Below are 14842 nucleotides of genomic sequence, written 5' to 3'. Positions count from 1 at the left end.
TCTCAGACCTGCGCAAAGGGACTTTGGGCCCTGCCGAGGGGACGGTGGGGCACGACAGCGTGGATCCATGTCCGCTGTCGCCCTGCCAGGAACGCCCCTCGTCGCGATGATCAGAACCGGCGCGAGCCCCGAGAACGGGGTGCACGGCACGACACCGTCCGCCACCGCAGCGGTGGCGTGACAGGCCATGGTGACACCGCGAATCCCCCGCGCGCCGCGACCGGATCCCTCGGCACGGCCGGAGTCGCCGCGGCGGCCGCAGCGACCAGGGCCGCCGGCGGCCTGGCGGCGGCTGCCGCTGCTGGCCGGGGCCGCCGTTGCGCTGGTCGCCGGGATCATCGGCGGGCTCGCGTTGCTGGTCGCCGAGATGCCGGCGCCCGCGTCGTTCACCGAGCAGCACGGGCCGCTGATGGTGCTCGGCTTCCTCGGCACTCTGATCGCGCTGGAACGCGCGGTGGCGCTGCGCCGCCCGTGGGGATACGCGGCGCCGGTGCTGGCCGCGGCGGGTGCCGTGGCGCTTGCCGCCGGTGCCGAGCAGACGGGGCGTTTGGCGCTGACCGCCGCCGGCGGCTGGCTGGTGGGCATCTACCTGGCGTTGCTCGGCCGCCGTCGCTCCCGTGAGACGTTTCTGCAGCTGGGCGGGGCGCTGGCGTGGCCGATAGCGGGGCTGCTGTGGCTGGCCGGCCGGCCGGTACCGGAACTGATCGTGTGGTTCGCCGCCTTCCTCCTGCTGACCATCGCCGCTGAGCGGCTCGAACTGGCCCACGTCGTGTTCCTGCGGCCTGCCGCCTGGGCAGGCCTGCTGGTCGCCGCCGCGGTGGTCAGCGCCGGAGCCGTCGTGTCGCTCCTCGCCCCGGTCGCCGGCGCGCGCGCAGCCGGGGCCGGGATGGTGGCGGTGGCCGGGTGGCTGGCCTTCCACGACGTGGCACGGCGGACCGTGCGCGGGTCCGGGCTGCCCCGGTACGCGGCGGTGTGCCTGCTGGCCGGGTATGGCTGGCTGGCGGTGGCCGGGGTGCTGTGGTCGATCACCGGGCTGGCGTCCGGGCGCTACCTGTACGACGCCGCGTTGCACGCGCTCTTCCTCGGCTTCGTCATGTCCATGGTCTTCGGCCACGCCCCGGTGATCCTGCCCGCGGTGCTGCGGGTCCGGCTGCCCTACCGGCCCGTCCTGTACGCGCCGCTGGCGGCGCTGCACGCGGCGGTGGGGCTGCGCGTGGCCGGGGATCTGGCCGCCGCCGTGATGGTGCGCACACTGGGTGGCGTGCTGGCGGCGGTCGCTCTGCTGATGTTCGCCGGATGCGCGATCACGTTGACGCGCTCCGGTCGTGCCAGAAAGGTGCCAAGAGTGGGTCCGATCGATATTCGCATGGAAGAACCCAGGGCGCCGCTCGGCGTACCACAGCCGCCGCAACGTCCACGCGCGTCGTGGCACCTGCGGGCGAACACGATCGTGGTCGGCTGGCTGGCCCTGACCGTCGCGACAGCGCTGGCGGGCGAGGTGCTGCCGGCGCCGCGCTGGCTGCTCGTCCACGTGTTCCTGCTGGGCGCGGTCAGTACCGCGATCCTCATCTGGAGCGAGCACTTCACCGTGGCGCTGCTGCGCGTCCGCACCCCGTCGCAGACCGGCAGCCTGACCAGGCTCGCCCTGCTGAACACGGGAACTCTGGCAGTGCTGCTCGGAGTCTCGGCAGGACCGTGGCAGGTGGCCGCCACCGGCGCGGCGCTGATCGTCGGGGTGGTGCTGTGGCACGCGCTCGTCCTGGTCACGCTCGTCCGGCAGGCGCTGCCCGGCCGCTTCGGCCATGTCATCGGCTGGTACGTATCCGCCGCCGGAGCCCTTGCCGTCGGCGGTGTCCTGGGTGGGCTGCTGACCACGCACGTGTGGCACGGAGCCGCGCACGAGCGGCTGCATGCCGCGCACGCCGAGGTGAACCTGTTCGGCTGGGTCGGCCTGACCGTGCTCGGCACGCTGTTCACCCTGTGGCCGACGGTTCTGCGGACTCGTATGTCAGAGGAGACTCGGCGGGCGTCGCGTGTGGGATTGCGGCTGGCCGCGCCGGGGTTGGCGGTGGCCGTGGCCGGACTGCTGGCGGGCTGGCAGTGGGTGGCGCTGGCCGGGCTGGCGGCGTACGCGGCCGGAGGGCTGGCGGCACTCGCGCCGCTGGCCGACGCGCTGCGCCGCAAACGGCCGCACACCGGCGCGGCGTGGATGCTGGGGGCGGCGATCGTCTGGTTCGAGGTGGCGTTGGCTGCCGGCCTGGTGGCGTTGGCCACCAGGCCGCCCGCCGAGGTCGCCGCCTCGCTGGATGCGCTGCTGCCGCTGGTGCTGGTCGGGTTCGTCGCCCAGGTGCTGCTGGGCTCGCTGCTGCACCTGCTGCCCGCGGTGCTCGGCGGCGGCCCCGCCCGGTTCAAGGAGAACGCGGCGCTGCTGGAACGCGGGTGGCCGGTGCGGCTGGCGGCGCTCAACCTGGGCGTGCCGCTGCTGGTCCTGCCGGTGCCGCAGCCGGTGACGTCGCTGGGCTGGGCGCTGGTTCTGGGCTCCGCCCTGGCCTTCGTGGCCCTGGCCGTCACTGCCCTGCTCCGGTCGCGCCCCGCCCACGGCCGGTCATCGGACACGGCGAGCGCGACGGCGGGTGATGGGGGTCCGGTGGCCGGCGGCGGTACGGGGCGGCGCCAGTCACTGCCCGCCGTGGCCGGGGTGGTCGTCGGCTGCCTGCTGACGGCCGCTGCGGTCGCCGTCGCCACGACCGGTGCCTCCGAACCGCCGGCGGTGACCGCGACCGGTTCCCGTACCGTCGATGTGACGCTGTCCGGGATGAGCATCCGTCCTGCCGTGATCGAGGCGCCCGTGGGCACCGTACTGACGTTGCGTGTCACCAACGCCGACGCCCAACGTCACGACCTGCGCCTGGCGACCGGCGAGCGCACCCCGATGCTCACCTCCGGGCAGAGCGCCACACTGAAGCTCAAGCCGCTGGGCGAGGCAGTGGACGGGTGGTGCACGGTGGCCGGACACCGCGCAGCGGGCATGACCATGCGCATCGCCCCGACCGGCTCGACCGCGGCGACCCGAGCCGGGTCGAGCACCGGCCACAACGGGCACGGCACACCGGCCGACGCGCAGGCAGGCGGGGGCACCCGGCTGGATCTGGCCGCTCCCATGTCACCGGGCTGGACCCCGTACGACGCGACCCTGAAGCCCGCCCCCGGCGGCACGGAGCACCACGTCGAGATCCGCGCGGACGACACCCTCGTCCAGGAGGTCGCGCCCGGAGTGCGGCAACGCGTCTGGACGTTCAACGGGACCATGCCGGGGCCGGTTCTGCGCGGCAAGGTCGGCGACGTGTTCACGGTGACGTTCGTCAACGGCGGCACGATGGGACACGGCATCGACTTCCACGCCGGAGCGAACGCGCCGGACGGCCCGATGCGCACCATCCAGCCGGGCGAACGGCTGACCTACCGCTTCCGCGCGGACTTCGCCGGGGCGTGGCTGTATCACTGCTCGACCATGCCGATGACCCAGCACATCGCCAACGGCATGTACGGGGCCGTCATCATCGACCCGCCCGACCTGCCCGAGGTCGACCGCGAATACCTCCTCATCCAGGGCGAGCTGTACCTGGGCGAGCCCGGCAGCGAGGCGCAGGTCGCCAAGATCCTGCAGGGCGACCCGGACGGCTGGATGTTCAACGGCACCGCCGCCGGCTACGACCACGCCCCCCTGGCGGCCACGGCCGGAGAGCGGGTCCGCATCTGGGCCGTGGCGGCGGGCCCCAGCTCGGGCACCGCCCTGCACGTCGTGGGCGCGCCGTTCGACACGGTCTACCAGGAAGGCGCCTACCGGCTGCGCACTCAGGACCCGGGCGGGGCGCAGGTGCTCGACCTGGCCCCCGCGCAGGGCGGCTTCGCCGAACTCGTCTTTCCGGAGCCGGGCACCTACCCGGTGGTGGACCACACCATGCGTCAGGCCGAGGCGGGCGCACACGGCCTGTTCAAGGTGAGCCCTTCGCAGGACGACTGACCGCGTACAGGCAAGTGGCCCGCCCCGTTCTCTCCGACGGGGCGGGCCACGCTCATGTGCGCGTCCCTTGCGCGCGACGTCACGGACGATCAGGGACGGCCGATGCGGACCTTCCAGACCGCCGGCCCCGCCTCGACGTAGTCCCAGGTGAACTCGCCGGGGTGCTCAGCGGCGAACTGGTAGTAGAGGGGCTTGGGATCGTGGTCGTTGACCAGTACGAACGCCGTCCCGGCAGCCAGTTCCCCGTACACGGCGAAGATCTGCTCGTGGCGCCGGGCCGGGATCAGGCGGCGGACGTCGAGTTCGACGTCGTCCCCGTCCGTGTCCCCCGTGCAGGCGCACCCGCCGCAGCAGGCGTCGCCGACCGGCTCGCCGAGGATCTCGTGCGCATCGCCCAGCAGGGACGCCAGGTCGACGCCGTGGGCGGCGAGAGCGGGCAGCAGGACGTCGTTCTCCTTCTTCAGGTGCGATTGGAACAGGGCGTTCAGCGCGGACGACGTGCTCACGATCTCGCCGGGGGTGGTCGCCGTGGCCAGGTCGGCGGCCAGCGCCCGCAGGGCGGCGTGCTCGTCCCGCATCGCGCGGACAAGGAGCTCGGTGGCGGGCAGGTCGGCCGCGGCGGCGTACAGGGTCTCCTCCTCGGCCGCGGCGTGCGGCAGCACCTCGTCGGCGCAGAACCCCGCCAGCACCGCCTGCCGGGCCGCCGGGGACATCAGCCGGTCGATCGAGCGGGCGATGGTCACGGCGTGGTCGGACATCGTCCGGCCGAGCTTGTCGTGATGGGCGCGGATTCTCGCCAGCACGGCGTTCTGGGCGCCGGGCTCCGTCTGGGTGGTCATGGAAGCGAATCTCCTCTTGTGGTTCCTACGGGGTGAACAGGGGGGTGCTGAGGTAGCGTTCGCCGGTGTCGGGGAGGACGACCACGACGAGCCGGCCCGCGTTGTCCGGGCGGGCGGCGAGGGTGGAGGCGGCGTGCAGGGCCGCGCCCGCGGAGACGCCCGCGAGAATGCCCTCGGTGCGGGCCAGCCGCCGCGCCGCCTCCCGCGCCTGCTCCACGTCCACCCGTACGACCTCGTCGTAGATTCCGGTGTCCAGGACCTCGGGCACGAAGCCGGCGCCGATGCCCTGGATCCCGTGCGGCCCCGGAGCCCTGCCCGACAGCACCGCCGACTCGGCCGGCTCCACGGCGACCACGCGCACCTGGGGCTTCCTCTCGCGCAGGAACCGGCCGACGCCGGTGATCGTGCCGCCGGTGCCGACGCCGCAGACCAGCAGGTCGATCTCGCCGCCGGTGTCCTGCCAGATCTCCTGTGCGGTGGTGCGCAGGTGGATGTCGGGGTTGGCGGGGTTGGCGAACTGCTGGGGCATGAACCAGCCGTGCTCGGCGGCCAGCCGCTCCGCCTCCGCGATCGCGCCCTTCATGCCGAGCGCGGCAGGGGTGAGGATCAGCTCGGCGCCGTAGGCGGCCAGCAGCGCCCGCCGCTCGGCACTCATGCTCTCCGGCATGGTGAGCGTGAGCCGGTACCCCTTCGAGGCCGCCACCATGGCCAGCCCGATGCCGGTGTTGCCACTGGTGGGCTCGACGATGCAGGAGCCAGGGCGCAGCAGGCCGCCATCCTCGGCGGCCTCGATCATGGCGCGGGCGATGCGGTCCTTGACGCTGCCGCCGGGGTTGGCGGACTCCAGCTTGGCGACCAGCCGTGCGGGCAGTCCGGCGCCGAAGCGGGACAGGCTCACGGCTGGGGTCGCGCCGATGAGGGACAGAACATTGGGATGGATGCCGGGCACGGGTTCTCTCCTGATGACGGTGGGAGCGACGGGGGCGTGCACGCGGGTGCCCGCGTGCACGTCGGCCAGGACGAGGGCGTGGGCGCCGATCGAGGCGTCGCCGCCGACGTGGACGCGACCGAGGATGGAGGCGCCGACGCCGACGGTGACCCGATCGCCGACGACGGGGTGGCGGGGCGCGCCTTTGGCGTCGGACCGGTGGCCGCGGCCGCCCAGCGTGACGTGGTGGTACAGCGTGACGTCGTCGCCGATGACGGCGGTCTCACCGATGACGACGCCCGCTCCGTGGTCGATGAACAGCCGCCGTCCGATGCGGGCGCCCGGGTGGATCTCGATCCCGGTGACGGTGCGGGCCAGCTGGGAGATCAGGCGGGGAACGAAGGGCACGCGGCGTTCGTGCAGCCGGTGGGCCAGGCGGTGGATCCACACCGCCCATACGCCGGGGTAGAGGAGCGCCTCCGGCTTGCGGTGACCGTGGAGGGCGGGGTCGCGGCGCACGGCCGCGCGAAGCTCTTCGAGCATGGGGGTGATGTCCGTCCGGGTCCGCAACGAGATCGGCCCCTCGGAAAAGATGGGCCATGGGGTGAGAGCGCGGTCAGGTCCCCGGACAGCGCTCGTCGAAGACACGCCGGATGTGGAAGCCGGTCATGGGGGTCGCGAAGCCGGCGACCGGCTGAGGGCCGGACGGGCGGTGAGTCCGGGGATGGGCTTTCACAACGACTCGCCGCCCGCCAGGGTGCAGGCCCGTCATGGACGCCACGGGCCGCGTGCCGGGCAGGCGGCGGATCGGGTGGCGTTCATCGGGCATGACGCCAACGGTAGGTCCGGGGCCCGATCGGCCGACACCGCCACAGGTCACCCTCACCGTGGGACTTTGGACCTTAAGCCGCCGATCGGCAGAGTCACCACCTGCGGGCAAGGCATGGCAGGATCGCGGCCATGTCCCTCAGCATTCCCCGCCTCCGGATCGGCTCGACCGAGATCATCGCCCTCGCCGATGGCGAGGGCCCGTTCTTCTCCCCCCGCGCCGAGGCCTTCCCCGAGGCCACGGCCGCTCAGTGGGCCGAGGCCGACCGCTACGACCCGGGCGCGGTCGACGCCGAGGGCCGCTGGCGGCTCCAGTTCCGCGCGTACGCGATCCGCAGCGACAAGGGCCTCACCATCGTGGACGCCGGGATCGGTCCGGCGGACAGCCCTGCCGGCTCGTGGGCGCCCGTGCCCGGTGTGCTCCCCGAGTCGCTCGCCGCCGCGGGCATCGACCCGGCCGAGGTCGACACCGTGGTGCTCACGCATCTGCACACCGACCACGTCGGATGGGCGGTCGTGACCGAGGCGGCCGTCCCCTCAGCGGGCGCCGCGGTGGACGGCAACGCTTCGACCAGCAGCGCCGTGGGCGGCGCCCCTGCGACCAGCGACCGCCGCCCCTACTTCCCGAACGCCGAATACCTGCTCCAGCGGGCCGAGTTCGAGGCCCTGGACGCGCTCAACCCGCAGCTTCGCGAGACCCTCACCGACCCGCTCGAGGCGGCCGGCCGGCTCCGGCTCCTCGACGGGGACACGCCGCTGCGCGCCGGGCGCACGGTCGCCACGCCCGGTCACACGCCCGGGCACCAGAGCGTGCTGGTCGCCGACGGGCGCGAGCTGGCGCTCGTCACCGGTGACCTCCTGGTGCACGCCCTCCAGCTGCTCCACCCCGAGCTCGCCTACTCGCACGAGATCGACCCTGAGGCGGCCAGGCACTCAAGGAAGCGCATGCTCGGCCGCGAAACCGCCACCACGCTGCACCTGGCGACACCGCATCTGACGGAGCCGTTCATCTCGGCTTGATCGCGTTCGTTCCGCCGCGCCCTGGCCCCCGCCTCTACGAGCTGATGCTCGGCGACCGGGGGCTGCGTACGGCGCTGCCGTCACCCGAGCGCACCACCGCCTCATTGACTGACGGCCGGTGTCAGGGACATGTTCCAGAAGTCGGCGTAGCGGCCTCCACGGTGCAGCAGCTCGTCGTGGGTGCCTGCCTCGACGACTCGGCCGTCGTCGAGGAAGACGATGTGGTCGGCGCGTTGGACGGTCCGGAGCCGGTGGGCGACCATCACGACCGTCCGGCCCGCCATCAGGCGTTCGATGCCCTCGTGGACGGCGGCCTCGTTGACCGGGTCCAGGGCGGAGGTCACCTCGTCCAGCAGCACGATGGGTGCGTTCTTCAGCAGTGCTCGGGCGATCGAGACGCGTTGGCGTTCACCGCCGGACAGCAGTGCGCCGCCCTCGCCGACATTGGCCGCCCATCCCCCGGGCAGTCGCTCGATCACCTCGTCCAACCGGGCGGCGGTCGCCGCGGCCCGTACCTCGGCAACGTCCGCGTCCGGCCGGCCGAGCCGTACGTTGTCCTCGATGGTGCCGTCGAAGAGGTAGACGTCCTGGAAGACGATGGCGATCTGCGCCATCAGCGCTTCGGTGGTGATGGCGCGCACGTCCACGCCGCCTATGCGCACCGCGCCCGCGGAGACGTCGTGGAAGCGGGCGAGCAATTGGAGCAGGGTGGTCTTGCCGGAACCCGATGGTCCGACAATGGCGAGTCGCCGTCCTGCGGGCACGGACAGCGTCAGGTTGTCGATCACGGTGCGGTCGTCCGGCTGGAAGGTGACGGACTCGAATCCCAGGCCGTGGTGGGCCGGTTGGAGGGGTTGACGGGGTTCGGGCAGCGGCTCGGTGCGCAGGAGCGTGTCGAGCCTGGCCAGTTCGGAACGTGCACCGCGGAGCTTTCCGCCGATCTCGGCCAGCGAGAGCAGCGGATCGGCGCAGCGGGCGGCCAGCACCAGGATCGCCAGGACCTCTGCCGCCCCGATGGCCCCGCCGAGAGCGAGGTAGGCGCCCAGGACCAGCACCCCGGTGAACATCGCCTGCACGGTGAGCGTCAGGCCCACCGTGCCAGGCAGCGCCGACAACACGGTACGGCGGCCGGCGCGCTGGAGCCCGGAAAGCGCGTCATCCAGCAGACCGAAGCGTTCGACGGTCCGGCCGCCGGCGCGCAACACCGGCTGGGCCTGGAGATACTCGATGACCCGTCCGGCGGCCTGGTGGTCGCGTTCGTGCCGCTCGGCATCCGCTGCGGCCATCGAGCGTCCGGTCCAGACCTGGATCGCCGCCACGATCGGCACGGCGACCACGGCGGCCAGCCCCATCTGCACATTGAAGGCGAGCATCACGACAACGATGGTCAGGGGTGTCACGCTGGCGGAGATGAACGGTGCCAGCAGGTGAGCGATCACGCTCATCGCTTGCAGGAGGCCGCGGCTGGCCAGGACAGACACCTCTCCGGTACGGCCTGCGCCGTACCAACCGAGGGGCAGCCGTGCGAGATGGTCGCCGAGCCGGTGATACATGCCGCGCAGGAGCGTGGTCCCGACGCGGAAGCCGGACAGATCGCTGCAGTAGCGGAGCACCGCGTAGCCGGCGATCGCGGTCCCGAAGGCGATCAGCCAGGGCCACGCGGCTGCGGGCGTGCTTCCGAACAGGGCCTGCAACACAGGGACCAGCAGGGCATAGGACAGGCCCTCGGCCACAGCCGTCACCGTCATCAGCGTCACGGTGCGGCGCACCGACCGGGCGTACTGCTGTCCCAGCACGTGCAGCAACATGCGAATCATCGGGACTCCATTCGGTGGGATTGCCAGAACGCGGCGAACTTTCCGTTGCGGGCCAGCAGGTCGGCGGGCTTGCCGCGCTCGACGATCGACCCGTTGTCCAGCATCACGACGGTGTCGGCGTCGGCGACTGTCTCCAGGCGATGGGCGATGACCAGGATCGTCCGATCACCTGCCAGCGTCGTCAGGGCGCCACGTATCGCCTGTTCGGTGTGCGGGTCGGCGAAGGCGGTGGCCTCATCCAGCACCAGCACGGGCGCGTCGGCGAGCAGCGCGCGGGCGAGCGAGATCCGCTGCGCCTCGCCACCCGACAGAGCGGCGTCCTCGCCGATCACCGACTCGTATCCGCGCGGCAGCTCGAGAATTCGATCATGAATGTTGGCCAGCCGGGCGGCGCGGATCACGTCGTCAAGGTCCGCATGCGGTACGGCCAGCGCGATGTTGTCGGCGACCGTGGTCCGGAGCAGGCGAACGTCCTGGAAGACGAAGGAGACCGTCCGGTACAACTCTTCGCTGCCGAGATCGCGAAGGTCGACGCCGCCCAGAAGGACCGAGCCATGGGTTGGGTCGAAGAAGCGCGGCAGCAGCTGGACCAGCGTGGACTTTCCGCTTCCCGACGGCCCGACGACTGCGGTGACCGTCCCCGGTTCGAGCACCAGGTCGATCCCGCGCAGCACCTCGTGATCGGTGTCGTAGCCGAATCGAACCTCCCGCAGTTCGACCCGGTGCCCCTGTGGTGCGATCGGGTGCGCGGGCTCCGGTAGCGGCCGCACGTCGAGCACGTCGCGGATTCGGCCGATGGCGCGCCGGGCGGCCTGCAGGTCGTCGAAGCCGTGGCCGAGGGCCGCCACCGGAGCGGTCAGGCCCAGCCCGAGAAGCACAAAGGGCAGCAGGTCGGTGGCGGCCAGGCCGCCGGTCGTGATCAGAGCGGTGCCGCCGATCAGCACGACCAGCAGCACGAACGGCGGCGACAGGACCAGTTGCATCCCCGCGGCGATCGGGGACAGCCCGCGCGCCCAGCGCAGAAAGGTGTCGGCGAATTCGTCGGTGGCCGTACGGAATCGTCGGTGGGCGCGCCCGCCTCCGCCGTACGCCTTGACCACCGCGATCCCCTGGACGAACTCGATGGCGGAACTCGCGATCCGTCCCATTCCCGCGTCGAAGTCCTCCTGCTCGCGCAGCCGGGTCGGGGTCATCATCAGGGGAACCAGCGCCACGGCCAGCACCACCGGGATGAGGGTGATCAGCGTGAGCCGCCAGTCGATGGTGAACAGGTAGATCAGCGACACCAGCGGCACCACGAACGCCGCGACGAGCTCGCCGGGGGCGTGGGCGATGAACGGGTGCACGGCGCTGACGTCCTCCCCCACCACCTTGGCCAGCTCGCCGGTCCGGCGCCGGGAGAACCAGCCGATCGGCACCCGCCCCAGCCGCGCGGCCAACTGCCGGCGAAACCCCAGTTGCACCCGGCCGTCGAGAAGATGTCCGACTCCGGACGACGCGGCGGTGAACACCAACCGGACGAACAGCCCGACCGAACCCGCGATCACGACGCCCCAGACATGACCGTGATCGATCGGGCCGGACGACAACAGGGCACGCCCCAACTCGACGACCGCCAGCAGCGGCGCCAGACCCGCGACAGCGCCGATCACCTGCAGGATCACCACGGCCGTGAAAGCCCCGACATGAGGGCGCAACAGCCCGGCCATGCTCGCCGGTGGTGGTGTGGACTGCTCCCCCGCCTCGGCGAGTTCGGTGACAGTCATTGCGAAACCACCTTCCTGTGGATCTTTCATCTGGTACGGCGGAGCACGGTGAGCGCGATGAGGACGGCGGCCGCCAGGAGGGCGGCGCCGAGCGTCAGGCCGAGGGCGTACCCGTCGTTGAGCGCCTGGGGGGTGACAGCCTGGCCGGTGCGGTTCTGCGCAGCGGTGCCGAGAACGGCCAGCCCGAGCGAGGCGCCGATCTGGCGGGAGCTGTTGAGCAGGCCGGATGCGGTGCCGGTTTCGTGGGGGGCGACGCCGGCGGTGGCGGTGGAGACGACCGGTCCGAGGCAGAGCCCGAAGCCGATGCTGGCGACAAGGGAGGGTCCCAGGACGTCGGTGACGAAAGCACCATCCGCGCTGATCATGCCGAACCACGCGAACCCGGCCGCGGTCAGCAGACCGCCGATGATCAGGAGGGTGCGGGGAGCCACGCGGTAGCCGAACTTGATGGCGAGCACGGAGCCGACGACGACGCCGAGGGCCAGCGGCAGGAACATGATCCCGGTCAGCGCCGGCCCGGTCCCGAGGACCTGCTGCAGATAGAGGGAGATGAAGTAGAAGGCCGACGCCATGGCCGCACCGATCAGGAGGCTGTAGGCGTTCGCGCCGGCGACCGAGCGGTTGGCGAACAGGCCGAGCCGGAGCAGCGGTTCACGAGAGGTGGTTCGCTCCACGTGGATGAACGCGGCCAGCAGCGCGACAGCGATCGCCAGGGTCGTCAGGGTGACCGGTGAGGTCCACGCATACTGATCGGTGCGGACGACGCCGAACACCAGCAGGGTCATGCCCGCCGTGGCCAGCACGGCGCCGAGCAGGTCAGGACGGCCGCCACGAGCGGTCGGCGGACCGGCGGCGACACCCCGCCAGGCGATGGCCAGCGCGATAGCGGCCATCGGCACGTTCACGAACATCACCCAGCGCCAACTGGCGTACTCGGTGAGCACTCCGCCGACAAGCACGCCGAGCGCACCCCCGGCGGCGTTCATCGCGCTCCACACACCGAAGGCCTTCACCCGAGCCTTGCCCTCGGGGAACGTCGCGACCAGCAGTGCCAGCGCGGCCGGAGCCAGCGCGGCGGCCCCGATGCCCTGCCCGGCACGGGCGGCGACAAGCTGGCCAGGGTCCTGCGCGAAGCCGCCAAGCAGCGAGGCGAGGCCGAACAGGCCGAGCCCGAGCAGCAGGACCCGCTTGCGGCCATACCGGTCGGCCGCCTTGCCACCCAGCAGGAGCAGCCCGCCGAAGGTGAGCGCGTAGGCGTGGATCACCCAGGTCAGGCCCACCTCGCTGAAACCGAGACCCGCCGCGATCTGTGGGAGCCCGACGTTCACCACCGACAGGTCCAGCGACACCATGAACTGCACCACGGCCACCGCCGCCAGAGTCAGCCCGGGCCGAACACCCGAACCGGTGGCCGGCCTTCCACCTGTCCATTCCTTGACGGTCAACCCAGCTCACTCCTCTGTGTTGCCAGTAGAGTTTCGGAACATGTTCCTAAAGTACATCGCCAAGCTGGTCCCTGGTCAACACGTCGCGCAGCGGGGTGATGGGACGGCATGATGAGACCGATGTCTCGACCAGATGCACCCAGCGGCCGTACCGGTCGCCCCCCGGTCACCTCCCGCGCGCAGATCCTGGCGGCGGCCCGCCAGATCATCGAGCGAGACGGCTGGGAGAAGCTGACCGTTCGCCGGCTGGCGACAGAGCTCGGCATCGGGACAACAACCCTGTATCACCACATACGCGACAGGGAGGACCTGCTAGTCCAACTGATCAACGAACTCGCCGAACGGACCTTGCACCTCGAACTACCCAGCGAGCCACGCGACCGCATCATCGCGGCGGCCACCGCGATACACGATTCCCTCGCCGGCGTACCATGGGCCGCAGAGATCCTCACCACAGACGGTTTTCTCGGCCGCCTCGGCCAACCGGCCCTGCGGATGGTCGAAGCCATCGTGGCCGGAGCCATCGCCCACGGATGCACGCCCGCACAAGCCGTCGACGTCTTCCGCAGCATCTGGTACTACACCGTCGGCGAGATCCTCGTACGCATCCACTCCGCCCGCCGGCGGCCTGCCGACGAGCGCGATCCCTTTTTCAGCAGCAGCCTCGACACCTCCCAGCTCCCACGTTTGGCCGCCCTCGGTGACCAATGGCCGGAGCTGGCCGCGCGAGACACCTACCCCCAGGCGATCGAGGCCTTCGTCGACGGGCTGCTCGCGCAAGCGACGTCCGCAACTCCCTGATCCCCGCCCGCGTGCCTTCGATGGGAGTCGCAGGCAACCAAGATCCTTCTCAACGCCAACGGCTGTCCGCCGGTTTCCTCACCTTCGGACTTCGCGCGCAAGCGGACGGTCGTACTCCGCGACCACCAACCCTTGATGTAGGCGAGCAGCGCATCCTCAGTAGCCTCGGAGGCGGTCTTCCCGGTGTCCTGCACGTAGGCCGTCAGCCGTTGGCGCGGCGGGTGAGCCAGCGGCAGTTCGCGGGTTCGCAGTCTCGGTCGGAATCCGCCCGGTCGATGGTCAGGCTGGACTCGTAGCCGTTGGCGAGCGCCCAGGCGACGAAGGCGGGGAAGTTGTCACGGGGCTTCGACGAGAAGACCACGCATTCCAGCGGAACATCCTCTGATGGCGGCCGTCACGGGAGCCTGACCTCGGCGAAGATCGGCCGGTGATCGGTGTGCCGCAACTCCAGCACGCGGAAGTCCCGCACCGCCATCCGCGAGTCCGCGAGCACGTGGTCGATCGTCACCCCGGGCAGTCGCCACGTTCGGCCCAGCGCCTGCGGCCAGGTCGCCGTGAATCCGCGTCCCATGACGTCGGCCGCGTCCCGATACCCCGATGCCAGCAGCTCACGCATCGGCAGGTGGTCGAGTGTGGCGTTGAAGTCCCCCGCCAGCAGCCGCAGCTGCCCCCCGCCTCGCGGCAACGCGTGGAGGCCGCCCAGCCAGCACGGTTGCCGGCCGACGCGTTTGGGCGCGCACGGGTGCACGGAGACGATCTCCACACGGTCCCCGCCGGGATGCGCCAGCCACGCCCTGGCCTGCCCGAACGCACCCACCTTGATCATCTCCCCGGCCGTCAGCGGATACCTCGCGTACACGGCGGACCCGCCGACCCCCGGCAACGGCCGCGTGACGGCGTGCGGCAACCTCTCACGCACACCCGCCTCCTCCAGCCGCCGCATGGCCTCCGGGGTGAGTTCCTGCAGCGTCAGCACGTCCGGCCGTATCTGGCCGACCAGGGCCATCAGCTGGTCCGTGTCCGCCTGGCCCACCATCAGGTTGGCCGCCAGCACCCGCAACACCGGCCCGTTCACGGCCGGATTGCCGTCGGCGAAGGCCCGGGGAACGACGGCGCTCCCCAATGCCATCACGGTCGCGATCCCCACCACCCCCGCCGCCCGCCGTCTCAGCACCCACGCCAGCGCCACGCCGACCACCGCCCCGGCCGCCGCGTACGGCGTGTACGCCACCACCGGCACCCACGGCCAGTCCGGCTCGAACCCGCTCAGCCGCACCAGCGCCCACCCGGCGAACGGGACAACGGCGATCCAGCTCATCCATGTACGCATGCCTCTGTATCGCCACGAAGCCCGATAGGCGTTCACGACCGATG

General features: G+C 71.6%; 10 protein-coding genes. 3 read left to right on the top strand and 7 right to left on the bottom strand.

Features of this window, described 5'->3' with window-relative positions; genetic code table 11:
• Positions 1-187 precede the first annotated feature (187 nt).
• On the top strand, positions 188-4024 hold the full coding sequence (locus FHU36_RS18705; RefSeq protein WP_246502491.1) for a DUF8744 domain-containing protein: 3837 nt from the start codon (positions 188-190) through the stop codon (positions 4022-4024).
• A gap of 89 nt (positions 4025-4113) precedes the next feature.
• Here FHU36_RS18705 and FHU36_RS18700 read toward each other — a convergent pair whose 3' ends face one another.
• Both FHU36_RS18700 and cysK read right to left on the bottom strand, forming a co-directional pair.
• On the bottom strand, positions 4114-4863 hold the full coding sequence (locus tag FHU36_RS18700; protein ID WP_185085253.1) for a DUF2249 domain-containing protein: 750 nt from the start codon (positions 4861-4863) through the stop codon (positions 4114-4116).
• A gap of 25 nt (positions 4864-4888) precedes the next feature.
• Positions 4889-6334, bottom strand: a complete 1446-nt coding sequence (gene cysK, locus FHU36_RS45690; protein WP_185085252.1) for a cysteine synthase A — start codon at positions 6332-6334, stop codon at positions 4889-4891.
• A 417-nt stretch (positions 6335-6751) separates the two neighbouring features.
• Here cysK and FHU36_RS18690 point away from each other — a divergent pair, with 417 nt between their 5' ends.
• Positions 6752-7639, top strand: coding sequence for an MBL fold metallo-hydrolase (locus tag FHU36_RS18690; RefSeq protein ID WP_185085251.1), 888 nt, complete (start codon positions 6752-6754; stop codon positions 7637-7639).
• A gap of 101 nt (positions 7640-7740) precedes the next feature.
• Here FHU36_RS18690 and FHU36_RS18685 read toward each other — a convergent pair whose 3' ends face one another.
• The 3 genes from FHU36_RS18685 to FHU36_RS18675 are packed head-to-tail and all read right to left on the bottom strand — an operon-like array spanning position 7741 to position 12592.
• A complete protein-coding gene (locus FHU36_RS18685) occupies positions 7741-9456 on the bottom strand; it encodes an ABC transporter ATP-binding protein (protein ID WP_185085250.1) in 1716 nt (571 codons plus the stop codon).
• On the bottom strand, positions 9453-11222 hold the full coding sequence (locus tag FHU36_RS18680; RefSeq protein ID WP_185085249.1) for an ABC transporter ATP-binding protein: 1770 nt from the start codon (positions 11220-11222) through the stop codon (positions 9453-9455). Before FHU36_RS18680 ends, FHU36_RS18685 begins: the two co-directional genes overlap by 4 nt.
• Before the next feature lie 26 nt (positions 11223-11248).
• A complete protein-coding gene (locus FHU36_RS18675) occupies positions 11249-12592 on the bottom strand; it encodes an MFS transporter (protein ID WP_312891680.1) in 1344 nt (447 codons plus the stop codon).
• A 195-nt stretch (positions 12593-12787) separates the two neighbouring features.
• On the opposite strand from FHU36_RS18675, the gene FHU36_RS18670 reads away from it, so the two are divergent.
• Positions 12788-13468 (top strand): TetR/AcrR family transcriptional regulator, encoded by a 681-nt coding sequence (locus FHU36_RS18670; RefSeq protein ID WP_185085248.1) that lies wholly within the window; start codon positions 12788-12790, stop codon positions 13466-13468.
• 202 nt (positions 13469-13670) lie between these two features.
• Here the strand turns inward: FHU36_RS18670 and FHU36_RS18665 are convergent, their stop codons facing one another.
• Both FHU36_RS18665 and FHU36_RS18660 read right to left on the bottom strand, forming a co-directional pair.
• On the bottom strand, positions 13671-13829 hold the full coding sequence (locus FHU36_RS18665; RefSeq protein WP_185085247.1) for a hypothetical protein: 159 nt from the start codon (positions 13827-13829) through the stop codon (positions 13671-13673).
• Positions 13830-13862: 33 nt separating this feature from the next.
• Complete coding sequence (locus FHU36_RS18660) at positions 13863-14786, bottom strand: endonuclease/exonuclease/phosphatase family protein (protein ID WP_185085246.1); 924 nt, start codon at positions 14784-14786, stop codon at positions 13863-13865.
• Between the last annotated feature and the right edge of the window lie 56 nt (positions 14787-14842).

Source organism: Nonomuraea muscovyensis, assembly GCF_014207745.1.
GTDB classification, from domain to species: Bacteria; Actinomycetota; Actinomycetes; order Streptosporangiales; family Streptosporangiaceae; genus Nonomuraea; species Nonomuraea muscovyensis.
This window is presented reverse-complemented; position numbering and strand designations above follow the sequence as displayed.

Excerpts from the sequence above, each read along its gene's own strand:
- FHU36_RS18690 (WP_185085251.1), top strand. The coding sequence starts at position 6,752 with ATGTCCCTCAGCATTCCCCGCCTCCGGATCGGCTCGACCGAGATCATC.
- FHU36_RS18670 (WP_185085248.1), top strand. The coding sequence starts at position 12,788 with ATGTCTCGACCAGATGCACCCAGCGGCCGTACCGGTCGCCCCCCGGTC.
- FHU36_RS18680 (WP_185085249.1), bottom strand. The coding sequence starts at position 11,222 with ATGACTGTCACCGAACTCGCCGAGGCGGGGGAGCAGTCCACACCACCA.
- FHU36_RS18660 (WP_185085246.1), bottom strand. The coding sequence starts at position 14,786 with ATGAGCTGGATCGCCGTTGTCCCGTTCGCCGGGTGGGCGCTGGTGCGG.
- FHU36_RS18685 (WP_185085250.1), bottom strand. The coding sequence starts at position 9,456 with ATGATTCGCATGTTGCTGCACGTGCTGGGACAGCAGTACGCCCGGTCG.
- cysK (WP_185085252.1), bottom strand. The coding sequence starts at position 6,334 with ATGCTCGAAGAGCTTCGCGCGGCCGTGCGCCGCGACCCCGCCCTCCAC.
- FHU36_RS18705 (WP_246502491.1), top strand. The coding sequence starts at position 188 with ATGGTGACACCGCGAATCCCCCGCGCGCCGCGACCGGATCCCTCGGCA.
- FHU36_RS18700 (WP_185085253.1), bottom strand. The coding sequence starts at position 4,863 with ATGACCACCCAGACGGAGCCCGGCGCCCAGAACGCCGTGCTGGCGAGA.